Consider the following 22,587-nt stretch of genomic DNA (forward strand, 5'->3'; position numbering starts at 1 on the left):
TTGATCTCATATGGCCAACGTCACACGAACGCTCGCGGTCCTGTTTTTCATGCTGGCCATCGCGCTGGGCATCTTCGCGTTCACGCTGGCGCGCGCCCCGGCGCCGCTGCCGGCAAGCGCCAACGGCGGCGCGCCCGGTCCCGCGCTCGCGGTGGATCGCAAGCTCGCGCCGGTGGTGATCGCCGCACGCGATTTGCAGCCCGGCAAGCCGCTCGATGCCGCGTCGCTCACGGTGCGCATGCAGGCCGAACCCGCGTCCGGCGTGTTCAGCGATACCGCCGCGCTCACCGGCCGCACCACGCGCGTCGCGGTGCCGCAAGGCACGCCGCTCACGGTCGAGACGCTGTCTAGCGGACTTGCCGATGTCGTCGAGCCGGGCGAACGCGCGGTCGCGGTGCGCGTCGACGAAACCAACGCGGTCGGCAATCTCGTGCGCCCAGGCAATTTCGTCGATGTGTTTTTCACGCTCAAGCGCGAAGGCGGCGGCAGCAGCGGCGCCGAAGTAGAGGCGACACAGGCGCGCCTTCTATTGTCGAAAGTGCGCGTGCTGAGCGTGGGCGGCGCGTCGGTGGAGGGTGTCGATGGCAAGGCCGGGGGCGACACGAACCAGGCGACTCGCAATTTGAACGCACAGACCGCCGTGCTCGCCGTGCGCACTGCCGATGTCGATGCGCTCACGCTCGCCGAAAGCTCGGGCCGCCTCGTGCTGGCGCTGCGCAACACCAACGACGACGAAATGCCGCCGCCGCAGTCGTGGCTGCCCCTGCATGCCGCTGCCTTGCATGCCGACGCGGATGGCGCCGCACGCGCGGCCGCCGGGGTATCGCTCGGTGCGCTGTCGGGCGCGCGCGCCGGCCGCGAACCGGTGACGCAGCCGCGTGCGGCGGGCGTGGCGCGTGCGCCGCGTAGCAACGAAGTGGAAGTGATCCGGGGTGGCCGTGTCGAGCGAACCGCATATTGAGCGCGCCGATGCCGGCTATCCCGATGAATTCGAAACGAAGCAAGCCATGACGATGACGATAAACCGGCCACCGATCTTGCGGTTCCACACGCGCGCGCTCATGGCGTGCTGCGCGGTTTTGCTCGGCCTCAACGTGAACCTGGCGCATGCCGTCGCGACGCCGCACGCGGATGACATCGAGCGCGCATCGACGGGCAGCGCGCAAGACGCTCCCGTGATCGCGCTTGCGACCGGTGCGCAGCGGGTTCTCGCGCATGGCCGCACGGTGTCGCGCGTGGCCGTCGCCGATCCCGCCATCGCGGATGTTCTCGTGCTCAAGAATGGCGGCGTGCTGCTGGTCGGCAAGTCGGCAGGCACGACCAATCTGCTCGTCTGGGAACAGGGCCGCGACACGCCGGCGTCCTATACCGTCGATGTCGCCGCCAGCGCGAACGCCGCGCTGCTCGACCACGACGCGCCGCAAGTGCGCGTGCTCGGCAAGACGGCCGTGCTCAGCGGCAGCACGCCGTCGATGGCCAAGCATCAGCGCGCGGCAGCGGCGGCGCGCGCGGCTATCGGCAAGGACGGCGCGCTCGTCGATACATCGACGGTACAGAGCAAGAGCGTCGTGCAGGTGGACGTGAAAGTGGTCGAGTTCAGCAAGGCCGTGCTAAAGGAAGCCGGCTTCAATCTGTTCTCGCAGAATCACGCGGGCTTCGCGTTCGGCAGTTTCGCGCCCAGTTCGCTGGGTTCCTATACCGGCGGCGCGACGACCGCGTTGCAGGTGACGTCCACCTCGCCAATCGGCGCCGCGTTCAACCTGCTGCTCAACTCGGGCTCGCGCGGTTTGTTCGCCAACCTGAGCCTGCTCGAAGGGAACAACCTCGCGCGCGTGCTCGCGCAACCGACGCTCGTCGCGCTCTCGGGCCAGAGCGCGAGCTTTCTCGCGGGCGGCGAAATTCCGATTCCGGTGCCGCAGGCGCTCGGCAGCACGACCATCGTTTATAAGCCGTATGGCATAGGCCTTTTGCTCACGCCGACCGTGCTCGGCGCCGACCGCATTGCGCTGAAGGTCGCGCCCGAGGCGAGCCAACTCGACTTCGCGCACGCCATCACCATCGACGGTGTTTCGGTGCCCGCGCTTACCACGCGCCGCGCGGAAACGGCGGTCGAACTCGGCGACGGCGAGAGCTTCGTGATCGGCGGGCTGGTGGATCGCGAAACGGCGTCGAACGTAAACAAGGTGCCCTTGCTCGGCGACTTGCCGATCATCGGCGCGTTCTTCAAGACTTTGCAGTACTCGCAGACGGACCGCGAGCTGGTGATCATCGTGACGCCGCACCTGGTAGCGCCTATCGCCCGGGGCGCCGCCTTGCCGATGACGCCCGGCCAGCAGTCCGAACAGCGCGACGGACCGGTGTGGAAGAGCTTCGTCGGCGGAGCGCTTTCTTCCGACACCGCGCCGGGATTTTCGCGATGAACACCCAAGGCTTCGGACCCGGCAAGGCAGCAGCGGCGGCGGCAGCGGGCGAGCCGCTCACCGCGCGCTTTCTGCTGGCGAGTCCCGAACCGTCGAGGCAAGCGTGGCTGCAGCAGGCGCTGACCAACACGGGCGCGGTGGAAATCGCGCCATGCGATGCCGTCGCGCTGGTCACGCGCATCGCGGAATGCGCGCCGGCCATCGTGTTCATCGACTTCACCGAGCGCGCCGATTACCACGCGGCCGCACTCGCCGAAGCGGCCCGCGACGCTTTTCCAAACGTGCCGGTCGTGGCGCTCGGCACGCTTGCGACGCCCGCACCCGCGCTCGCCGCGTTGCGCGCGGGCGTGCGCGATTTCATCGATACCGGCGGGCATCCCGGCAGCGTGCTCACGGTGGCGCGGCGGCTTATCGACGAGCGTCCCGAACATGTGCCCAAGCGCGGCAAGCTGACGGTGCTGCTCGGCGCGCGCATCGGCGTGGGCGTGAGCACGCTCGCCGCCAATCTCGCCGTGAGTCTGCAACGGCGCGGTCAGAGCGCGCGCCGCGCCACCGCGCTGCTCGATCTCGGCCTGCCCGCCGCCGACAGCGCGCTTTTGCTCGACACGCGCAGCGAACTGCATTTCGTCGATGCCGTGCGCAACCTGCGCCGGTTCGACGAAACCTTCGTGCACACCGCCTTCGCGCGTCATGCGAGCGGCCTCGCGCTCACCGCGCTGCCCGCCGATCTTGCCGAAATGCGCGCGATTTCCTTTGCCACGGCCGTCAGCACACTCAACCGGCTGCGCGCATACTTCGACCACCAGATCGTCGATCTCGGCGGTTTTTCGAATCCCGACTTCGTCGCGCAAGTCGTGCAGGCCGCCGACGAAACCTGGCTCGTATGCGATCCGAACGTGGTCTCGGCGGTCTCGGCCGTCACGCTCGTCGAGCATGTGCGCGGCGGCGAGCAAACCGAAGCCGCGGCGCGGAAGATTTCGCTCGGTCTCGTCGTCAACAAGTTCGATGCGGCGCTCAACTTCGGCGCGGATCAACTGGCCGCGCGGCTCGGGCTACCGCTAATCGGCATCTTGCCGGAACGTGCGCAGGCGCTCGGGCGCGCGGTGAATCAGGGAAGCCTGCTCGCGGAAACCGCGCCGCGCGACCCTTACGTGCGCGCGCTCTTACCTCTCGTCGCGCGTCTCGCGGATGAACCCGCGCCCGCCGGCCGCCATGCACTGCCCAAGGCTACTGAAAGCCCGGCCGCCGGACTCGCGCAACTTCTTCCCACCTTTCTCAGGCGGTCATGACGATGGTTCAGGACTTCAGCAAGGACATCGCGTTTTCCAACGATCTGGCCGAGGATGCCGTCGCGTTCGCGCACTCGCAGCAGTTCCAGGACGTGGCGAGCGCGGCGCATGAACATCTGCTCACGCGTATCGAGGAACTCGGCGCCGAATTCGGGCGATGGTCGCGCCAGGCCATCCAGCAATTCGTCGATCTGGAGATGGACAGCTTCGTGCGCCTGCGACGCATCCCGCTCAACGAGAGCGAGGTACGCCTCGTCGCGGCCGCGCTCACGAAGGAGCTCGCGGGCTTCGGTCCGATCGAGGACTTGCTCGCCGATGCCGCCGTGGAAGACATCCTCATCAACGGCTATAGCGATGTCTACGTGTCGCGTCACGGCATGCTCGAAAAGATTCCCGTGCGCTTTGCGGACAACGCGCACCTCTTGCGCATCGTGCGGCGGATTCTCGCGCCCATCGGCCGACGGCTCGACGAGTCGAACCCGATGGTCGATGCGCGCCTGCCAGACGGCGGCCGCCTGAACGTGGTCATCGAGCCGTTGTCGATCGACGGGCCGGTGGTGTCGATCCGCAAGTTTCGCCGCGATCCGCTGCGCCCCGACGATCTGCTCGCGAACTCCACGTTCAATCAGGAGATCAGCTCGCTGCTCGAAGCGGCGGTGGAGGCGCGCTGCAACGTGCTCGTCTCGGGCGGCACGAGTTCGGGCAAGACGTCGCTGCTCAACGCGCTCGCGTTCTTCATTCCGAAGCACGAACGCGTCGTGACGATCGAGGATACGGCCGAGTTGTCGCTGAACCATCCGCATGTGGTGCGGCTCGAAAGCCGTCCGGGCGGCTTCGACGGCGCGGGCGTCGTGTCGATTCGCGACCTCTTGCGCAACACGTTGCGGATGCGGCCCGACCGGATCATCGTCGGCGAAGTGCGCGGTGGCGAAGTGCTGGAAATGCTGCAGGCGATGAACACCGGCCACGACGGCTCGATGGGGACCGTGCACGCGAGTTCACCGCGCGAGTGCCTTTACCGGCTGGAAATGCTCGCGGGTTTCGCGGGCTTTCAGGGCACCGAGGCAAGTTTGCGGCGGCAGATTGCGAACGCCATCGACTTTATCGTGCAGATCGGGCGGCTCTCGAACGGCAAGCGGCGCATTCTTTCCGTGACGGAAGTCACCGGGCTGTCCGACAACATCATCGCGATGCAGGAGTTGTATCGCTACGACCCCGTCGCCGATGCGAACGGCGAGGAAACCGACCGCTGGACCTCGCTCGGCATTCATCCGAGTTCGCCCAAGCTCGCGAAGTATCGGCAGGCGTTGGGCGCGTCGCTTGCAGAAGGATTCGGCAAAAGCGGCGGCGGCGGTTTCGGCGGCTTCGGCGGAGGCTTCCGTGTCTAGAGGCACGGCGCTCGTCGCGATGCTCGCGCTGTTGTTCGCGGCCGCCGCGCTCGCCTTGTGGCGGCGCGGCGCGCAAAAGCGCGAACGCATGCTCGCCGCGCGCTTCGTGGAGCGGCAGGTCATGGCGTCGCACGCAACGCCGCGGCCGCGCACTGCACGGCAGCCCGAGCAGTCGCGGGCATCGGCGAACACGCACTCGGGCGTGAGTGTCGAGATTGCGCGAGACATCGTGCGGGCGCGTGCCGCTTATGGACATCTGATGCGGCGTGCGGGAATCGAACGGCCGCGCGCTTTCTTTTTCGTCACGCTCGTCGCCGCGGCGCTGGCCGCATTCTGGATGACAGCGCGCACGAACGCATTGCTCGGGCTTGCGGCCGGCGCGCTCGTGCTTGCCGTGACGGCGGCAGCGCTTTTTTGGCGCGCGCAGAAAAGACGTCAGCGTATCGTGCGGCAGTTGCCCTCGTTCATGGATGGCATCGTGCGGCTCATCGTCATCGGTCATAGCGTGCCGGCGGCGTTTCAGACCGCGCTCGGAAGCACGGAGCCGCCGCTCGCCGATTGCCTCGACCGCGTGTTGCCGATGCTGCGTACCGGCATGGAGATCGATCACGCGCTCGGCGCGGTGGCGCGGATGTATCGCGTGCGCGAGCTCGAACTGGTGGGCGCGGTGCTGCGCGTATCGGTGAAATACGGCGGGCGCTCGGACGTGATGCTCGACCGCATGTCGGCGCTCATGCGCGATCTGGAACAGGCCGACCGCGAACTCGTCGCGCTGTCGACGGAAACGCGCCTCTCATCTTGGGTGCTCGGTCTCCTGCCCGTTCTGCTCGGCGCGGCGGTGATCGTCACCAACCCTCAATATTTCGATGCGATGTGGACCGATCCGCTCGGCCAGCGGCTCGTGTACGCGGCGCTCGGCCTGCAAATGCTCGGCGTGTGGCTGCTGTTTCGCATGGCGAGGCTCAGGACATGAGCGCGCGCGCCGTAAACGTTAAGAGGACGCGATGCATCTGACGCCCAACCTCGTGGCCGCGTTCGCCGTGCTCGCGCTCGCATGCGCCGCCGCCCTGATCGGCGCGCTCGCGTTGAGCCGCTACGCGCGCATGCAACGCTCGGCGCGCACGCTGGAAGGTGCGCTCACGCAACGTGTCGCGGCAGGCGCGCCGGTATCGACGGATAGCGGGCCCGCGCGCAGCGAAGCGCCGCCGACGGGCCTGTTCGCCGCCATCGGTCGCGCGAGCATCGCGTGGCTCGATACCTCGTTCGGGCGCATCGCCGTGGCCGACGAAGACCGCCGCCTGCTCGATCGCTGCGGCTATCTCGACGCGCGCGCTCGCGGCGCTTTCATGCTGGCGCGCATCGCGGGCGCGGCGCTCGCGCCGGTCGCGCTGATGTTGCTCGCGCGTGGCACGCCGCACGGCGCGCGTTTCATGCTGCTGCTGTTCGTCGCGCTGTCGGGCGGCTTCATGGCGCCGAAGTGGTTCGTGCAGAGCCGGGCGAACGCGCGTCAGCGTGCGGTCGGCAACGAGCTGCCGATGTTCGTCGATCTGTTGCGGTTGTTGCAGGGCGTGGGGTTATCGCTGGATCAGAGCCTGCAAGTGATGATCCACGACTTCAAAACGGTGCTGCCGATCTTGTCGAAGGAACTGGCGGCGGCGCAGGCGCAGTTTGCGACGGGCCGCACGCGCGAGCAGTCGCTCAAGCGCCTTTCCAGCAGCTACGAGAACGAAGACCTCGCGGCGGTCGTGCGGCTCGTGATTCAGGTGGAGAAATACGGCGGCGCGGTGCAGGAGCCGCTCAGGCAGTTCGGCGACCGTCTGCGCGAGGCGCGGCGTGCGGCGCTGCGTGAGCGCATCGGCAAAGTCACCGTGAAGATGACGGGCGTGATGGTGCTGACGCTGTTGCCTGCGCTGCTCATCGTCACCGCGGGGCCGGGGTTTCTCGCGGTATTGCATTCGCTTTCGGGGCTTCATCGATGACGCAATCTTCAATCAACCGGACGCGACTCGTCACGCTTGCCGCTATCGGCGCATGCATGCTGTTAGGCGGATGCGCGAGCAAGATGGAAAGCGGCTACGGCGTCGGCATTCAGGCCGAACGTCAGACCGCGCTCGATCAGGCGATGCATCGCGATGCCGCGCCCGACACGCCCGGCATGTATCTGGCGCTCATCGACCGGATGCAGTCGCAAGGGTTGTACTTCGCGTCGCTCGCGCATATCGAAGCTTACGAGCAGCAGTATGGCGAGTCGCCCGACACCATTCTCTTGCGCGCCGATGCGCTGCGTCAGACCGGCCAGACACAGCCCGCCGAAGCAGCTTATGCGCGTCTCGCCGATACCCCGTTCGCGGCGCGCGGTCTGCATGGACTGGGTTTGCTGGCCGGCCAGGCGGGCGACTTCCGGCTGGCGGCAACGCGCTTCGAAGCCGCCGCGCAGCGCGCGCCGACCGATGCCGCGACGCTGTCCGACCTGGGGTACGCGAAGCTGCGCGAAGGCGACATAGCGGGCGCGCGCGTGCCATTGATGAAGGCCGCCGAACTCGCGCCGGACAACGCGAAGATCATGAGCAACGTCGCGCTCTTTCTGCTTTCGAGCGGGCAGGCCGCAAATGCGCAGGGATTGATGACGCAACAGAAGTTCACGCCGGACGTGCAGCAGGCCATTCAGGGCGATGCAAAGCGCGTGCAGCAGGCGGCGCGCACGTATCGCGCGCAAGTGCAGGACGAAGGCGGCGGTAGCCGTATCGCGTCACGTTGAAATCGAATCGAGCGAGGAAGCAGTCGATGAAAGCATCGTCAATGGCAGCGATCTGGTTGAGCGCGATGGCGCTCGTATCCGCAGCGCGGGCCGAGGAAGGCGCACCGGCAGCAAGCGAAGTCGGTCACGCAACCGAAGCCTGGCTCACGTTGCAGTCGAGCAATGCCGCAGCCGGTCCCGCGCGCCCGATGCCCGGCGCGCAAGCGAGTCTTGCCTACGCGCGCTACATGAAGTCGTTCGAGACGGCTATTCCCGAGCGCTACGGCTCGTCGCTGGAACAGGCGGGACGGCCGGCGCTCGATGTCAACTATCACGACGCGGACTGACCGACCCATGACACGGCCTTTTCGCCATCGACCAGCGCGGCGCGCGCAACGCGGCGTGGCGGGCACGCTCGCGGCCATCTGGCTGATCGTGGCGGTGGCGGCGCTCGGCGCGATCGACGTCGGCAATTTCTTTTTCGCGCGCCGCAGCCTGCAAAGCGCGGCCGATCTAGCGGCAACCGCAGGCTCGCAAGTCGCCGATGCCGCGTGCACGCGCGCCACCGCCGCCGCGACGGGCAGCGCGGCGGTCAACGGCTTCGATGCCACCGCGCCGGGCAACGGCATGACGACCGCGTGCGGCCGCTGGGACACGCAAGCGAACTCCGCGCCCGACTACTTCGCGGCGGGCGGCACGCCGATCAACGCGGTGAAAGTCGTCGCGACGCGCACCGTGCCGTACTTCTTCGTGGGGCCGGCACGCACGGTGACGGCGACGGCCGTCGCCAAGGTCACGGATATCGGCGCGTTCAGCATCGGCACGACGCTCGCGAGCATCGGCCCGGGACCGATCAACGGCCTGCTCAACGCGCTGCTCGGCACGAGCCTCAATCTCTCGCTCGCGTCGTATCAGGGACTCGCCGATACCCGCGTGAAAATCGCCGATCTGGTGACGGCGGCGGGCGTGGGCACGGTCGATCAACTGCTCGCCACGAGTCTCACGGCCGCGCAGATCGCGCGCCTGATGGTGAACGCGCTGCAAACGACGAGCGTGGCCAACGCCAATCTCTCGACGGCGCTCGGCGCGATGCAGACCATCGCGAGCGCCAATATCCCGGGCAATCAGACGATCTCGCTCGGCAAGACATCGACGGCGCCGGGGCTGCTTTCGGTGGCGCTCGCCAACACGCAATCCGCGCTCAACGCGACCATCAGCCCGTTGGACGCGCTCTTCGTCATGGCCGAGATCGCGCAGGCCGGGAAGTCGGCGGTGAACGTGGCGGGCGGGTTGAATCTGCTCGGGATTTCCGCCGGGCTGACCGTGCAGGTCATTCAGCCGCCGGTGCTCGCCATCGGCGAAGCGGGCCAGGATGCCAACGGCAACTGGCGCACGCAGGCGCAGACCGCGCAAGTGCGCGCATCGCTCGATGTCACGGTCGGCACGCTGTCGCTCGTGCTCGGTCCGCTCTTCGGCAACATCGCGCCGACCGTGCATCTGCCCGTGGTCGTGGAGGCCGTGGCGGGCTCCGCGTACCTTGCGTCGACGCAATGCAAGGGGCCGCCGCTCGCGCGGCGCTCGGTCATCGGCGTCAACAGCACGGTGGCGAACGTGTGTGTCGGCGACACCCCCGCGGGCACCGCCGCCTGCTCGCAACCGGCGACGCTCGTCAACGTGCTCGGACTGCTGACGGTCACCGCCAAGGTGACCACCGGCTCCGTGCCTTCGGCATCGGGCACGCTCACGTTCGATGGCCAGAGCGGCAACAGCGACGACTATCAGACACTTGCATCGCTGCCAGGGAAGACGCTCGCCAACGCGTTGTCCTCGCTCAACACGAGTCTCTCGGCGCCTGGCGGTTTGATACTCGCGTCGCCGCTGCTTCCGTCCGCGCTGCTCAATAGCATCGCACCGCTGCTGCTTGCCCTGCTCACGCCCGCATTGACCACGATACTCGCCGGACTGGACCAGGTTCTCGTCCCCGTCCTGCAACTCCTCGGCGCGCAGATCGGCACGAGCACGATTCACGACTTGTCGCTTACCTGCGGCGAATCGCAACTGGCGTACTGAACGACATGAGACAGATCACCAAAATCGATGGCCTCGACATCCACGTGTGGGAGGGCAAGTCCGACATCGTCGAGCGCGTGGTGCGCTGCATGTCCAGTCACGAAGTGGATGTATTGCGCGCGGACGGCACGTCCATCAGCGCGCCGCGCGATTCGTCGCGCCCGGCGATCGCGATCATCAGCGTAAGCGTGATAGACAGCGGCGCGTTCGTGCTGCGCGACTGGGAAGCGCGTCATTCGATGCCCGTGGTCTGGGTCGGCGCGGTGCCGCGCGAACGCGATCCGTCCATGTTTCCCGCCGATTATTCGCACATCCTGCCGCTCGATTTCACCGGCGCCGAATTGCGCGCGATGGTCTCGAAACTCGCACAGCAATTGCGCGCGCATGGCGAGGAAGCGCAGGCGTCGCATGCGTTGATCGCGCATGCCGAATGCATGCAGGCGCTCTTGCACGAAGTCGATACCTTCGCCGATTGCGATACGCCCGTGCTTTTGCACGGCGAGACCGGCGTCGGCAAGGAGCGCATTGCGCAATTGCTGCACGAGAAGCATCGCCGCTATGGCGAAGGTCCGTTCGTGCCGGTGAACTGCGGCGCGATTCCCGATGGTCTCTTCGAGTCGCTGTTCTTCGGGCATGCGAAGGGATCGTTCACGGGCGCCGTGCTCGCGCATAAAGGCTACTTCGAGCAGGCCAACGGCGGCACGCTTTTTCTCGATGAAATCGGCGATTTGCCGCTCTATCAGCAAGTCAAGCTGCTGCGCGTGCTGGAAGATCAGGCGGTCACGCGGCTCGGTTCCGCGACGCCCGTGCGGCTCGAATTCCGGCTTATCGCGGCGAGCAACAAGAGCCTGCCGCAGCTCGTGAAGGACGGCACGTTTCGCGCGGACCTCTATTACCGGCTCGCGGTCATCGAACTCAAGATTCCGACGCTGGAAGAACGCGGCGCGGCCGACAAGATTGCGCTCTTCAAGTCGTTCATCAACGAAGTGGTGGGCAAGGAGAAGCTCGAGTCCTTGCCCGAGTTACCGTACTGGCTGGCGGACGCCGTCGCCGATGTCTATTTTCCCGGCAACGTGCGCGAGTTGCGCAATCTGGCGGAGCGCGTGGGTGTGACGGTGCGGCAACTCGGCTCGTGGGACGAAGGGCGCGTCAAGCGGCTCCTCGTGCTCGCGCGCAATGCGCAACCCGTGGATAACGCCACTGAGCTGCTCGTCGACCGCAGCAAGTGGGACATGAACGAACGAAACCGCGTGATCGCCGCGCTCGAAGCGAACGGCTGGCGCCGGCAGGATACGGCGTTGCATCTGGGCATCAGCCGCAAGGTGCTGTGGGAGAAGATGCGCAAGTTCCAGATCTTCGATGAGGAACCGGAGACGCGCCCGCTCTGAGTGCCGCGCTCGGGTATCGATTCCGGGCGTCCAAAAAAAAACGCCGACGCATGCCTACGTCGGCGAAGTTCTGGCGTTTCGAGGGCTGCCAGAAGCTCTGGGCGGCCGGATAAAATCAGCGGGTCCGGCCTTATGTCCTTTCAACCTTCCATACAGGCGGTGCGCGCCTTCATGCCGCGTCCGCGATACGCATCGCCGAGCGCCGGCTGGTCTGCCGCGTGATTGCAAGGGCTCCCTGCATGCCTTGCATGTCCGCGTGAGCATCGACGCCCGGCACGTTGTCCATGCCAAACGTGGGCCGCGCGAGCAGGAAGCCTTGCGCGAGCACATGCGGCCACTGCGCGAGCCATTGCGCCTGCGCGGGCGTCTCCACGCCTTCGACGACGATCGATACCTTGAGCCGCGTGAGCAGCGCGAGCACCGAGGAAAACACCATGCACGCATTCGGGCAGCGCGGCGCTTCCGCGAGCAGCTCCTTGGCGATCTTCACGGTGCCGAAGTCGATCGGCCCGAGCGCGGCGAGGCACGCGTAGCCGGTACCGAAATCATCCATCGCAATGTTGACGCCTTTATTACGGAAGCGCTGGACGACCTGTTGAATCGACGGAAAGAGCGCAAGATCCTCGCTTTCCGAGAGTTCGAGTTCGATATAGCTCGACGCGATGCCATGCGCCACGCAGATCGCTTCCATGCGTTTTGCGAAGCCCGGCATGGCGGCGACCGAAGGCGGCACGTTGACCGCGACGGGATAACGCTTGCCGCCGCGCGCGAGCCACGCGGCGATATCGCCTGCGACGGCATCCATGACGAACCAGGTGATCTTCACCATGACGTCCGGGTCCTGCAACGCCTCGCAGAACGCGCCAGGCAAGAGCACGCCGTAGTCTGGATGACGCCAGCGGATGAGCGCTTCCATGCGCGCGAGCTCGCCGCTGTCGACTCGGTAGATTCCCTGATAGGCGATACAAAACTCGCCAGCCGCGAGACCCTGAAGTACGCGACGCCTCAATGCCTGACCGGAGTCGCGCACGACGTTCTCGACCTGCGAGCGGGATGTCGTTGTACTCATGCTTTGCCGCCCTCCCTTAGTGTTCAAGAGAAGGTTTGCAGGAGTCGTGCCAGTTTGGATATACGCGGCGGTTCGGCGTTCGGATGCGGACTTCAGAAAGGGAAAACCCGAATTTTTGCCGGTGTTAAGCGATCCTCGGAAGCATCGGGAAGAGCGTATCGGTCAAAGGTAACGTTACGTCGAGGCAAGCGTTACGCCCGCATGCGTCGTCACCGTGCACGGCGCCTTGTAGTTTCGAGCCTGTGTGTAATAACTTTTGCAATGCTGACTAGTGGAGAGCGCACGTTCGCGGCTCAGTAAGTGATGGTCGCAAGGATGGTATCGCTATAAGTTCCGGCGGTGGGTGTGGCTTGCGGGAGCACGCGCGCATAGACCGTGATCGCCTGACTCGAACCGGTGCCGGTGCCTGCAAGAGCCGGCGCGGAATTCGTGCCATCGCCCCACGGAGTCGAGTAAGCCGCGTTCTGATAGAGCTGATATCGCACCTGTTCGCTGCCGCCGCCGCGCGTCATGCGCCGGTCCGCGACGCTTGCGCCGCTGCCGCCGCCGGCCGATAACGTTATCGAGTAAGGGTCGTTGCTGGTGCATGCCACGCTCAGTGTGCCCGTTGCCGTCAAGGCGCCATCGAGTAGTCCGGCCGTGCCGAAATTGATGTTGGTCGCGGCAAGCGTGCAATCGTTGATGACGGTCGCGCTTACGGTAAAGGAAAGGGCGTTCGAATTGGCGGTCACGGTCGAGCAGTTGGGCGGCGAGACGACGTATTGCTGATACGTCATTTCGGCCTGCGTCGCGCCCGAGAATGTCGATAGATACGTTCCCGCGACGAGCGTGCTCTGACCCGCCGCGATGCGTCCATAAAACGGCAAGGTACGGCTGCCGGATGCCGTGCCGAGCGCGAGGGTAAGCGGTATGTCGAGCGCCACCGCGCCGTAACTCGCGGAGCGCCGCGAGCCCCAGATCGTGCCGCCGGTCGAATCGGCATAGAGGTTGTATTGCAGCGTGCTGGCGCCGTTGGCCGCCAGGCGCGGCGTGTAGGACGCGCCTGCGCTGCCCGTCCCGATGCTGATGCACGCCCGCACCGGCAAGGTCAGCACGAAGCCCGTGCAAGACACCGTCACCGAGCCCGAGACGTTCGCGGACGAATCCGTCGCGGGCGCGATCGATCCGAAGTTGATGCTCGATATCGACGCCGTGCACACTTGCGCACGCACCGGCGTCGTCATGAAGACGAACAGCGCGATAGCCAAGAACCATGCGCGCTTCATGGCAACGCGCTCTTGCAGGTGAATGGGCCGAGCGTCGGTAAGGCGTGTGCTTGCGCCGTGAAGGCAACGTGCGCTTCGCAGGGCGTGCCGGATGACGTGGCGTCGAGCGTATTGGTCGCGGCGAGATCGTCGATAAAGGCGAGTCCGTCGTAGCCGACGACGTAACGCTTGCCGGTCTCGCGGTGCGTAAGCGTCGTGCCCGGCGGCAAGGGAGCGCTTGCGGCATCGACGAGCTGCAGTTGTGCGCCGCTGAAACCCCGTAACGGAAAACGCGCGACGACGCCCGCCCGCGATTGCGGCGCGAGATTGAGCTGCATGGTGGCGATGGAGGTATTGGCGGGAAGATCGAGCGGGTCGATGCCGAGATGATTCGCCTGATACGCAATCAGATCCGGCACCAGCAAATGCCCCGCGCCATTGGTCTTGCCGATCTCGCGGTTCTCGTGCAGCACGGGCACGTTCGCTACGCCATCGGTGGAGACGAGCGCGAAGGCGTCGTCGATACGGCGGCCCGCGAGCACATCGCCTTCCATCATCACGATGGAGCCCGATGCGTCCAGCTCGCCATACACGCGCGACTGCACGCTCGCCACGGTGCCGAGCAAGTCGCCATAGCGAGTGCGATACGCGCCTTGCGCAAGCGACTGCTGCACGCCGTTCTGATGCGCCGTCTGCGCTTGCCAGCCAAAGCCGCCGCCGTAGTCGGCCGTCTTCGTCACCGATGCGCCGAAGAGCGGTTTGCCGTGATCGCTGCCTGCATCGACGCTCGCGTTGAGGGCGCCGCCGAGCGCGAAGGCGAGCGCCACGAAGACGCCGGTGTTACGCGTGTCGCCGAAGTCGTGATACACGCTCGCCGATAGCGACGTGCCGCGCGGCAACGTCACCGTGTACGCCAGCGAACCGATGCGCGAGTCGCCGTAGTAGGGATCGGCAAGACCCACGTAACTCGCGCTTGCCGTGCTCGAAGAACCCAGCACGCGCACGGGCGCGGCAAGCGTCGCGCGATACGTCGAACGCGGCACGGGCGTGCCTTCGGCGGACGCCAGATCGCTGTAGTGAGGCGTCGCTTTCTGCGCTTGCAGATCGACGGAAAGCGCGGGCGTGCGCCATTGCCATCCCACCGAAACCTGCATTCCGCTGCCGCCATGCGGCGCTTGCGGAACATAAGGCGGCAAACTGCTATCGAAGCCGTTGTAGAAGCTTGCCGGATAGGTATAAAGGGGCGCGGGATTCGAGCCGCCGTTGCCCGCGCTGCCCGCCAGCGACACATTGAAGACGCCCGCTTGTCCGATGCCGAACAATACGCCGGCGCCCGCGTTGTAGACGCCGCGCGTGGCTTCGCCGTGTGCTTCGAGCGTGATGGTATCGCTTAAACCGCGCCTGATCGACGCCGATGCCGACGGGTCGCCCGCATAGTCGAACGAGCGCAGCGCATATGCGCGGCGCACGAAGCCCGCTTCGACGGAGAAGTCCGTGAGGCCGCTTGCGAGCAGACGCGCGTCGATATAGAGCGGCACCGTCGTCATCACGCTGCGGCCGAGCACATCGCGGCTCACGATCACCGCTTCGCCCGCGCCGTTGATGGCCGGCACCGCATTGATGACGAACGGTCCCGAGGGCGCCGCGCCGCTGAACTGGCGCACATTGTTGACGTAGAGATCGACGGCGCTCGGCACGGCGGCCGAACCGCCGAGCGCGGGCACGGGATACGTGACGAGATCGGGCCGCAAGCCGAAATCGCGCGATAGTTGCGCGCCCCCCATGCGCACCGGGCGCGTCCATGTGAGCGATGAGGAAATCGTGTCGCCGATGCGCGTGGTCATGAGTGAAGCGGTGTCCGAATGGCTCCACGACGTATCGAGCCGCACGTAGCGGCGGCTGTCCGCATACCAGTACGCCGTGCCGGTGTTGTCGAAGAGGCCGCCCGGATAGAAGAAACGTTCCTCGCCATAGAAGCCGTATTGCGCCGGCGAGTTGGTCTGCACGCTCGCTTCGTAGTTGATGACGAGGCCCGTGCCGGTTGCGGCCACCGGCGCGCGTGCCGGAATGTTGGAAAGCGCGGAAGGCACGCGGCGCGCATCGGCGGCTTCGAGGTCGATGCGTTGCTGTTGCTCGAAGTATCGATAATGCAGGCCCGGCACGACACCCAGCGCGATGCGGCCGTTCGCTTGCGCTTGCAGGTCGTCGGTGCGCAAGCCGAGTTCGCGCAATTCGCCGGGCGTCGTGTAGATCATCTCGTCGGTCACGAAGAATTGCGCGATCTTTTGCGTCGATGTTCCGTTGATCGACACTTCGAGATACAGGTCGCCGCGTTCATGGGGAAGGGCGCCTTGCATCTGCATGGGCGCTATTGCCGGTGTCGAGTCGTTCGCGTGCGACCACGCGGGCATGGCGGACCACACGATGATCGGCACGAGACGAAGCACATGAGCGCGTGACCGGCTCGCACGCGGGCGCGGCGATGGCATCCACGGCCTAGCGGTCGGAGCCCGGCGGTCCCGGCTCGACGTTCACACGCATGGTCACGGGCTCGCCGTTGACGACGGCGTGCAAGGTCGCCCACGTGCCATTCGCAGGCGCGCCCTGCACGGGCCAGCGGCGCGCGGCGCCGGGCAACGCATAGCCGAGCAGTCCCGCCGAGACTTGCGTGCTCTGACCATCGGACCAGTCAAGATGAACGCGGCTCAGTTGCGCATGCGTTTGTGTGCCGTTCGACACGCGCAGCATGACGTCGGCTTCGTTGCTTGCCTGGCTCTTGCGTTCCAGCGCGAACTTCAACGCGGGCAAGCGCGCTTCGTCCGCGCCCACGAAGACCGGCACCGAGTAGCGCAACTGCATGCGCACGCCCGTGTTCTGTGCGCTCTGTCCGTTCGGAATTTCATCGATCAGCAGACGATACGTCTCCTCGCGCGCAAGCGGCTCGCTTCCCACTCGCAGAATGCGGATGGTCTGATCGCCGTTCGGCGCGATCTGCACGATCGGCGGACTCGCGACGATGGCGGCCGTGCGCTCCAGATGGTCTTCGTCGAGCGACTGGGTCCATGCGAACACGCGTACCTGAGCATTGAGCGGCGCACTGCCGTCGTTATGCAGCGTGAGCGCGGCGGCGGGCCTTTCGGCGGAGAGATCGAGCCGGATCGGCGACACTTGCAAGGCCGCCGCCGATACGTTCGCCGCGTACAGAAGGCACCACCACGAGAAGCCCGCCAGCGCACACGCGAGCGCCCGCCTGCCGGGCCGCGCGGCCCGGTAACACTGCGATGAGCGCATGCTAGAACGTGACGGTAGCCGTGACGACGGATGAATACGTGCCCGCGGCCGGCGTGGTCTGCGGCGCGACGCGGCCATAGACCGTGACCGTCTGCGCCGCGCCCGTGCCGGTGCCGGAGACCGTGTCGGTGCCGACCGTCTGGCCCCAGACGAGCGTGCGCGCGGCATCGCGATAGAGCTGATAGGCGACCGTCGGCAGAGGCGTGCCCGTGCCCGCGAGCAGCCGGTTCGGCACCGTGGAACCCGACACCGAGCCCGCATCCAGCCCGACGTTATACGACGCGCCGTTCGAGCAGGTGACGCTCAACGTGGTGGTCTGATCGATGTTCGCCGCGATAACACCCGAGTTGCCGAAATTGAGCGGATTGGCCGCGATCTGGCAATCGTTCTGCAGCGTGAGGGATACGGTGAAGGTAGTGGTTCGCGTGGCTGCATTCGCTCCGAACGGAACGAGCGGCCCCGATGCCAACGCGATGCAAAGCACGGAAACGGCAAGGTTACGGCGACGCATTGTTCACCTCTTCTCTGGAAGTGTCTTCCGCGCGCCAAACGTTTGCGCTGCTCTCTCAGATTTTTGGCGCGTCGTGACGCCCTGATTATGTGCATTCCTCAGACGTTAAAGCGTAAGCGATTGTAACAATGCATCGCCATGGCTTCGAGGTTTCAGAACGCAATCTCGACGACCGGCATTGGCGGTCGTTGCGCGGCCTTGATATCGGCGATGCGGACGTCCGCGAAATATTCGCCCGCGAGGATGCGGTACTGGCCGCCTGCGGAACAGGCCACGCTCGGCTGCGTGGCGCCCGTATCGAGCGTGCAGATATCGTAGACGGTCAGCGTCACGGGCAACTCTGCGTTGCCGGTGCCTGCGAAAGCGGAAGGTGCCGCGCTGAGCGCGAACGTCACCACGACGGACCATGCCGTCAGCGAACGGATGCTGGATGCCATGAGTTTCACGATGAACAGCGGTGACGGATGCAGCCGACGGCGCGGCCGCGAGCGCCGCTACTTCGGCGCCTCTTTTCGTTTACGGCATCCGCTGAGGAAACTTGATCGAGCGACCCAGCCTCAAGCGGCAGCAGTCTCCGTCACGGGCCGAAGACGTTCGAGCGCACTGCCGTCCTGGTTGAACAGATGCACATGGCGAATGCTGAAGCCCGCGTTCAGGCGTTGTCCTTCGAACGCAGTGGACTCGCCCGAGCCCTTTACTTGAATCACGAGGTCGTTCGGCAATCGCAGATGCAAGAGCGTCTCGCCACCGAGATGCTCGATCACCATCACTTCGCCGGCAAGACCGCTATCGATATCGCCGCCGCATTCCTCGACGAAATGTTCCGGGCGAATGCCGAGCGTGAGCGTCTCGCCCGCCTTCACCGACGAAGCCTTGAAGGGCAGCGTGAGCGCCTCGCCACCGGGCAGTTCGATGCTGACGCCGGCGGCATCGACACGTTGCACGCGCACGTCCATGAAGTTCATCTTCGGCGAGCCGATGAAGCCTGCGACGAAGCGATTATGCGGCGTGCGATAAAGCTCCAGCGGCGTGCCGATCTGCTCCACGCGCCCATGATTCAGCACGACGATTCGATCTGCCATGGTCATCGCTTCGGTCTGATCGTGCGTGACGTAGATCATCGTCGCGTTGAGTTGCTTGTGCAGCTTGATGAGTTCGAGGCGCATCTGCACGCGCAAGGCGGCATCGAGATTCGAGAGCGGTTCGTCGAAGAGAAACACTTGCGGTTCGCGCACGATCGATCGCCCGATGGCAACGCGCTGACGCTGTCCGCCCGACAACGCGCGCGGCCGGCGTTCGAGCAGTTGACCGATCTGCAGGATCTCGGCTGCGCGCTGCACGCGTTCCTTGATCTGCGCTTCGGGCAGCTTCAGCATGCGCAGTCCGAACGCGATGTTCTCGTACACCGTCATGTGCGGATAGAGCGCATACGACTGAAACACCATCGCCACGCCACGCTGCGATGGTTCGAGTTCGGTGACGTCTTCACCGCCTATCAGTATTTGCCCTGAATCGCTGCGTTCGAGCCCGGCGATGCTTCGCAGCAAGGTGGACTTGCCACATCCCGATGGTCCGACGAAGACCATGAACTCGCGGTCCTTCACCTGAATGTCGACGCCCTTGAGCACATCGGTGCCTGCAAAGGACTTGCGGATCTGCTGTAGATGAACGGCGCTCATGCCTGTCTCCGTCTATGGCCGAGCCACGAGTATGTTCATCGCAGCGCAGCATCGAATGGCTTCGTCGATTTAGTTCTTGACAACCTGTTCGGGCCAAAATATACAATTGTAAAACGGAAATTACAAGTGAAACGACACAGACGGTCTTCGCCGCATACGCCGTGTTTTCCACCCGTTTCCCTTCGCACTCGCAGGAACCGAAAGACGCTACGAACGAATCCGCAAGCCATCACTGCTCTAAAAAAATCAAAGGAGACAGGCATGAAGAAGCGCTTCAACCAGGTGAGACAACTTGGTCCCGTCAAGCACGTAGCGGCTGTCGCGCTACTTGCGGCCAGCGCGGCTTTCGCCGCATCGAACGCACAGGCGTGGACGCTCAAGGAAGCCGCGGAGCCGTATTCTGGCACCACCATCAAGGCCATCTTTCTGGATCGTCCCGGTTACAAGGCAGCACAAACCCTGATACCGCAGTTCGAGAAAGAAACGGGCATCAAGGTGCGCTGGGAAGTGATTCCGTACGAGAACACGCGTGAGAAGGAAGTGCTCAACTTCGTGGGCGGCGGCGATCAGGACATCGTGCTCGTGGACGTGGTTTGGATCGGCGAATTCGCGAGCAACAAGTGGCTCGTGCCCATCAAGAAGTTCACGGACGATCCCAAGCTCGCGGACCCGAATCTCAATCTGAAGGGCTTTTTCCCGATTCTGCTCGACTCGTTCGGCACATGGGACAAGGTCACGTATGGCCTGCCGTTCGATAATTACTCGGGCCTCATGTTCTACAACAAGTGCATGCTGAAGGACGCGGGTTTCGACGAGCCGCCGAAGACCTGGGACGAGTTGCTGACAACCTACGCGCCGAAGCTCACGAAGGGCGACAAGTTCGCTTTCGCGTTGCAGTCGCGGCGCGGCGAGACGCAATCGGCGGATAGCTTCATGCGCGTGTTGTGGCCCAATGGCGGATCGCTTCTCGATGCTAAGTTCAAGTCGAACCTGATGTCGCCGCAATCGCAAGCGGGCCTCGAATACCGGCAAAAGCTGATGAAGTACATGCCGCCGGGTATCGTCGATTTCGATCACGCCGAAGCCGTCAACGCGCTTGCGCAAGGGCAGGTCGCGATGATCACCGAATGGTCCGCTTTCTATCCGACGCTCACCGACCCGAGCAAGTCGAAGCTCGGCAACTGTCTTGCGATCACCACCGAACCGAAGGGGCCGGCGGGACTCAAGCCCGCGCTCGGCGGCTTCTCGCTTGCCGTGAATGCAAAGGCCAGCGCGAAGAAGCAAGCGGCATCGTGGCTCTTCATCCAATGGATCACGTCCGAGGCCATGGCGAAGCCTTATCTCGAGGCGGGCGGCGTGCCGGCACGCACGGCGGTCTATCAGGACAAGGCGGTGCAGGACAAGTATCCGTTCGTGAAGCCGATGGTCGAATCGTGGCAAGGCGGCGTGCCGGATTATCGTCCGCGTTTCCCCGAATGGCCGGCGGTGTCGGAAGTCATCGGCGAATGGGGCAGCAAGATCATGCTCGGTCAGGTGACGGTGAAGGATGGCGCGCAGACCATCGGTCAGAAGACCGAGGACATCCTGAAGAAAGCCGGCTATTACGACGGCAAGAAGCCTTTGCTCAAGTAATCGGCTGAACGCTAAACATCAGGAACCGGAGGCGATCGAATGGCAGGCGTGGCAACTTCTCCAAGGCTCGGAAAGCGGACGCGTTACTTTGGCGTGGTGCCGCGAACGCCTGCCTTCTGGTTCCTGATTCCGGCGATATTCGCGCTGGCGGTCATCGGCATTTACCCGCTGCTGCTGGCGCTCTATAACTCGTTTCATCAGTACAAGCTCGCCGATCTCGCGTCGGGCACGCCGTTCGTGGGCATCGACAATTACGTGGCGACGCTCACCGATCCCTCGTTCTGGGGCGCGCTCGGCCGCACTGCGTTGTTCCTTTGTCTTACCTTGCCGATCGAGGTCGCACTCGGGCTCTTTGCGGCGTTGATGCTGCACCGTATCGACTTGCGATGGATGCGCGCCGCCGCTCGCGTGAGCCTCGTCATTCCAATGGCGACAACTTATGCGGTCGTGGGCCTGATCGGCCGCCTGATCTTCAACCGGCAGTTCGGCGTGGCGAACTATCTGGCGGGCCTCTTCGGCATTCCGCCGCAAGACTGGCTTGCCGATCCGACGCTGGCGTTCGTCTCCGTGATGATCATGGATATCTGGCAGTGGACGCCGTTTTGCGCGCTGATTCTGCTGGCCGGGCTTTCCATGGTGCCGAAGGAAGCCGAGGAAGCGGCGCGCCTCGAAACGCCGAAGTGGAGCATGATTCTTTGGCACTTGCAGCGACCGTATTTGCTGCCGGGTTTGACGGCCATCCTCATTCTGCGCTCGGCCGACATGCTGAAGATGTTCGATGCCGTCTTCACCATGACGCGCGGCGGCCCCGGCACCGCGACGGAGTTCATCAGCATCTATATCCAGCGCGTGGGCTTTCGTCTCTTCGATCAGGGCATGGCGTCCGCTCAGGCCATCATTCTCTTGATCCTGACTATCGTGCTGTCGCGTCTTTATATCCGCTTCGTGTACCGGGAGGCCGCGTGAGTTCTCCGACCCTGCAAGCCGCGAATGGCGGCATGACCAAGCGTGCCCTGCGTGCGCGTGCCGCACGCAAACGCGCCACCGTATGGCACTTTTTCGGTCTGGCGATCGTCTTTCTGTCGTCCGTGTTTCCCTTCTACTGGATGGTGACGACGAGCCTGAAGAGCCAGTCCGACGCGCTCGCGTATCCGCCGAAGTGGCTGTTCAGTCCCACGTTTCATCACTATTCGGCGGCGCTTTTCGAGCATGACGTGGCGGGCAGTCTGCTCAACTCGCTCATCATCGCGAGCAGCACGACGGTGCTTGCCATTCTGCTCGGCGCGCCCGCTGCCTATGCGCTCGCACGCTTCGAATTTCGTGGCAAGGAAGATCTGTGGTTCTGGTTCATCTCGAATCGCATGGTGAGCCCCGTGGTGCTCGCGGTGCCGTTCTTTCTGATTGCGACCAAGCTCGATCTCGTCGATACGCACATCGTGCTGATTCTTCTTTATCTGACGTTCTCGTTGCCGATTGTCGTATGGATCTGCACCGACCAGTTCCGCAATATTCCCGTGGAACTCGACGAGGCCGCGCGGCTCGATGGCGCGTCGCCGTGGCGCGTGTTCTGGCGCATCAACTTGCCGCTCGCGATGCCGGGCATCGTCGTATCCGCCATCTTCGCTTTCATCTTCTCGTGGAACGATCTGCTCTATGCGCTCGTGCTGACACGCACCGATGCCATTACATCGCCGGTCGCCGCGACGAGCTACATGAGCGGTTACGAATTGCCCTGGGGCGAGATCATGGCCACGGGTACGCTGATCGTCCTGCCGATGGTCGTCTTCGCGCTGCTCGTGTCCGGGCGGCTGGTGCAAGGTCTCACGATGGGCGCGGTGAAGTAGACTCCTTCGGCCTTCCATTGTGACC

General features: G+C 64.8%; 20 protein-coding genes. 13 read left to right on the plus strand and 7 right to left on the minus strand.

Translation table 11 applies throughout. From position 1 onward, the window contains the following. Positions 1-10 precede the first annotated feature (10 nt). The 10 genes from cpaB to QCE79_RS19910 all read left to right on the plus strand — a co-directional run bounded on the left by cpaB (position 11) and on the right by QCE79_RS19910 (position 11,292). Positions 11-961, plus strand: a complete 951-nt coding sequence (cpaB, locus tag QCE79_RS19865; protein ID WP_309847205.1) for a Flp pilus assembly protein CpaB — start codon at positions 11-13, stop codon at positions 959-961. A 100-nt stretch (positions 962-1,061) separates the two neighbouring features. Further along, positions 1,062-2,420 carry a type II and III secretion system protein family protein gene (locus QCE79_RS19870; RefSeq protein ID WP_309848251.1) on the plus strand — a complete coding sequence of 453 codons (1,359 nt, stop codon included), beginning with the start codon at positions 1,062-1,064 and terminating at the stop codon, positions 2,418-2,420. Then, entirely contained in the window at positions 2,417-3,709 is a 1,293-nt protein-coding gene (locus tag QCE79_RS19875; protein ID WP_309847209.1) for a fimbrial protein, read from the plus strand. The genes QCE79_RS19870 and QCE79_RS19875 overlap by 4 nt, the downstream gene beginning before the upstream one ends. 2 nt (positions 3,710-3,711) lie before the next feature. Beyond that, complete coding sequence (locus QCE79_RS19880) at positions 3,712-5,097, plus strand: CpaF family protein (protein WP_244831002.1); 1,386 nt, start codon at positions 3,712-3,714, stop codon at positions 5,095-5,097. Further along, positions 5,090-6,070 carry a type II secretion system F family protein gene (locus QCE79_RS19885; RefSeq protein ID WP_370652251.1) on the plus strand — a complete coding sequence of 327 codons (981 nt, stop codon included), beginning with the start codon at positions 5,090-5,092 and terminating at the stop codon, positions 6,068-6,070. The genes QCE79_RS19880 and QCE79_RS19885 overlap by 8 nt, the downstream gene beginning before the upstream one ends. Before the next feature lie 37 nt (positions 6,071-6,107). After that, positions 6,108-7,076 carry a type II secretion system F family protein gene (locus tag QCE79_RS19890; RefSeq protein ID WP_404989406.1) on the plus strand — a complete coding sequence of 323 codons (969 nt, stop codon included), beginning with the start codon at positions 6,108-6,110 and terminating at the stop codon, positions 7,074-7,076. Further along, positions 7,073-7,855 carry a pilus assembly protein gene (locus QCE79_RS19895; protein WP_309847215.1) on the plus strand — a complete coding sequence of 261 codons (783 nt, stop codon included), beginning with the start codon at positions 7,073-7,075 and terminating at the stop codon, positions 7,853-7,855. The genes QCE79_RS19890 and QCE79_RS19895 overlap by 4 nt, the downstream gene beginning before the upstream one ends. Before the next feature lie 26 nt (positions 7,856-7,881). Further along, complete coding sequence (locus QCE79_RS19900) at positions 7,882-8,181, plus strand: DUF3613 domain-containing protein (protein ID WP_244830825.1); 300 nt, start codon at positions 7,882-7,884, stop codon at positions 8,179-8,181. A gap of 7 nt (positions 8,182-8,188) precedes the next feature. After that, on the plus strand, positions 8,189-9,904 hold the full coding sequence (locus tag QCE79_RS19905; protein ID WP_309847218.1) for a TadG family pilus assembly protein: 1,716 nt from the start codon (positions 8,189-8,191) through the stop codon (positions 9,902-9,904). 5 nt (positions 9,905-9,909) lie between these two features. Further along, positions 9,910-11,292: a sigma-54 dependent transcriptional regulator gene (locus QCE79_RS19910; protein ID WP_309847220.1), complete on the plus strand. Its 1,383-nt coding sequence runs from the start codon at positions 9,910-9,912 to the stop codon at positions 11,290-11,292. Positions 11,293-11,461: 169 nt separating this feature from the next. On the opposite strand, the gene QCE79_RS19915 is transcribed toward QCE79_RS19910, so the two are convergent. The 7 genes from QCE79_RS19915 to QCE79_RS19945 all read right to left on the minus strand — a co-directional run bounded on the left by QCE79_RS19915 (position 11,462) and on the right by QCE79_RS19945 (position 19,086). Next, positions 11,462-12,361 carry an EAL domain-containing protein gene (locus tag QCE79_RS19915; protein WP_309847222.1) on the minus strand — a complete coding sequence of 300 codons (900 nt, stop codon included), beginning with the start codon at positions 12,359-12,361 and terminating at the stop codon, positions 11,462-11,464. Positions 12,362-12,654: 293 nt separating this feature from the next. Beyond that, complete coding sequence (locus QCE79_RS19920; RefSeq protein ID WP_309847225.1) at positions 12,655-13,626, minus strand: spore coat U domain-containing protein; 972 nt, start codon at positions 13,624-13,626, stop codon at positions 12,655-12,657. Then, positions 13,623-16,052, minus strand: coding sequence for a fimbria/pilus outer membrane usher protein (locus QCE79_RS19925; RefSeq protein ID WP_309847228.1), 2,430 nt, complete (start codon positions 16,050-16,052; stop codon positions 13,623-13,625). The genes QCE79_RS19920 and QCE79_RS19925 overlap by 4 nt, the downstream gene beginning before the upstream one ends. A 49-nt stretch (positions 16,053-16,101) precedes the next feature. Continuing rightward, positions 16,102-16,896 carry a molecular chaperone gene (locus QCE79_RS19930; protein ID WP_309847230.1) on the minus strand — a complete coding sequence of 265 codons (795 nt, stop codon included), beginning with the start codon at positions 16,894-16,896 and terminating at the stop codon, positions 16,102-16,104. Position 16,897: 1 nt separating this feature from the next. Further along, entirely contained in the window at positions 16,898-17,407 is a 510-nt protein-coding gene (locus QCE79_RS19935; protein ID WP_244830818.1) for a spore coat U domain-containing protein, read from the minus strand. Positions 17,408-17,559: 152 nt separating this feature from the next. Further along, positions 17,560-17,844, minus strand: coding sequence for a hypothetical protein (locus tag QCE79_RS19940; protein ID WP_309847234.1), 285 nt, complete (start codon positions 17,842-17,844; stop codon positions 17,560-17,562). Positions 17,845-17,964: 120 nt separating this feature from the next. Continuing rightward, entirely contained in the window at positions 17,965-19,086 is a 1,122-nt protein-coding gene (locus QCE79_RS19945) for an ABC transporter ATP-binding protein (RefSeq protein ID WP_250494562.1), read from the minus strand. A 261-nt stretch (positions 19,087-19,347) separates the two neighbouring features. Here QCE79_RS19945 and QCE79_RS19950 point away from each other — a divergent pair, with 261 nt between their 5' ends. Genes QCE79_RS19950 through QCE79_RS19960 form a run of 3 tightly spaced genes read left to right on the plus strand, consistent with a single transcriptional unit; the run spans position 19,348 to position 22,562 of the window. Then, the gene (locus QCE79_RS19950; RefSeq protein ID WP_309847237.1) at positions 19,348-20,718 is read left to right on the plus strand and encodes a sugar ABC transporter substrate-binding protein; all 1,371 of its coding nucleotides are present in this window, start codon (positions 19,348-19,350) and stop codon (positions 20,716-20,718) included. Positions 20,719-20,766: 48 nt separating this feature from the next. Beyond that, complete coding sequence (locus QCE79_RS19955) at positions 20,767-21,684, plus strand: sugar ABC transporter permease (RefSeq protein ID WP_309847240.1); 918 nt, start codon at positions 20,767-20,769, stop codon at positions 21,682-21,684. A 32-nt stretch (positions 21,685-21,716) separates the two neighbouring features. Next, on the plus strand, positions 21,717-22,562 hold the full coding sequence (locus QCE79_RS19960) for a carbohydrate ABC transporter permease (RefSeq protein ID WP_284503485.1): 846 nt from the start codon (positions 21,717-21,719) through the stop codon (positions 22,560-22,562). The last annotated feature ends 25 nt before the right edge of the window (positions 22,563-22,587 follow it).

The organism is Caballeronia sp. LZ003, assembly GCF_031451465.1.
GTDB lineage: Bacteria > Pseudomonadota > Gammaproteobacteria > Burkholderiales > Burkholderiaceae > Caballeronia.

Bases quoted from the DNA above. Each gene is read 5' to 3' on its own strand.
- QCE79_RS19910 (WP_309847220.1), top strand. From the start codon at position 9,910: ATGAGACAGATCACCAAAATCGATGGCCTCGACATCCACGTGTGGGAG.
- QCE79_RS19870 (WP_309848251.1), top strand. From the start codon at position 1,062: ATGGCGTGCTGCGCGGTTTTGCTCGGCCTCAACGTGAACCTGGCGCAT.
- QCE79_RS19895 (WP_309847215.1), top strand. From the start codon at position 7,073: ATGACGCAATCTTCAATCAACCGGACGCGACTCGTCACGCTTGCCGCT.
- QCE79_RS19875 (WP_309847209.1), top strand. From the start codon at position 2,417: ATGAACACCCAAGGCTTCGGACCCGGCAAGGCAGCAGCGGCGGCGGCA.
- QCE79_RS19900 (WP_244830825.1), top strand. From the start codon at position 7,882: ATGAAAGCATCGTCAATGGCAGCGATCTGGTTGAGCGCGATGGCGCTC.
- QCE79_RS19935 (WP_244830818.1), bottom strand. From the start codon at position 17,407: ATGCGTCGCCGTAACCTTGCCGTTTCCGTGCTTTGCATCGCGTTGGCA.
- QCE79_RS19950 (WP_309847237.1), top strand. From the start codon at position 19,348: ATGAAGAAGCGCTTCAACCAGGTGAGACAACTTGGTCCCGTCAAGCAC.
- QCE79_RS19915 (WP_309847222.1), bottom strand. From the start codon at position 12,361: ATGAGTACAACGACATCCCGCTCGCAGGTCGAGAACGTCGTGCGCGAC.
- QCE79_RS19880 (WP_244831002.1), top strand. From the start codon at position 3,712: ATGGTTCAGGACTTCAGCAAGGACATCGCGTTTTCCAACGATCTGGCC.
- QCE79_RS19960 (WP_284503485.1), top strand. From the start codon at position 21,717: ATGACCAAGCGTGCCCTGCGTGCGCGTGCCGCACGCAAACGCGCCACC.
- QCE79_RS19905 (WP_309847218.1), top strand. From the start codon at position 8,189: ATGACACGGCCTTTTCGCCATCGACCAGCGCGGCGCGCGCAACGCGGC.
- QCE79_RS19940 (WP_309847234.1), bottom strand. From the start codon at position 17,844: ATGGCATCCAGCATCCGTTCGCTGACGGCATGGTCCGTCGTGGTGACG.
- QCE79_RS19945 (WP_250494562.1), bottom strand. From the start codon at position 19,086: ATGAGCGCCGTTCATCTACAGCAGATCCGCAAGTCCTTTGCAGGCACC.
- QCE79_RS19930 (WP_309847230.1), bottom strand. From the start codon at position 16,896: ATGCGCTCATCGCAGTGTTACCGGGCCGCGCGGCCCGGCAGGCGGGCG.
- QCE79_RS19920 (WP_309847225.1), bottom strand. From the start codon at position 13,626: ATGAAGCGCGCATGGTTCTTGGCTATCGCGCTGTTCGTCTTCATGACG.
- cpaB (WP_309847205.1), top strand. From the start codon at position 11: ATGGCCAACGTCACACGAACGCTCGCGGTCCTGTTTTTCATGCTGGCC.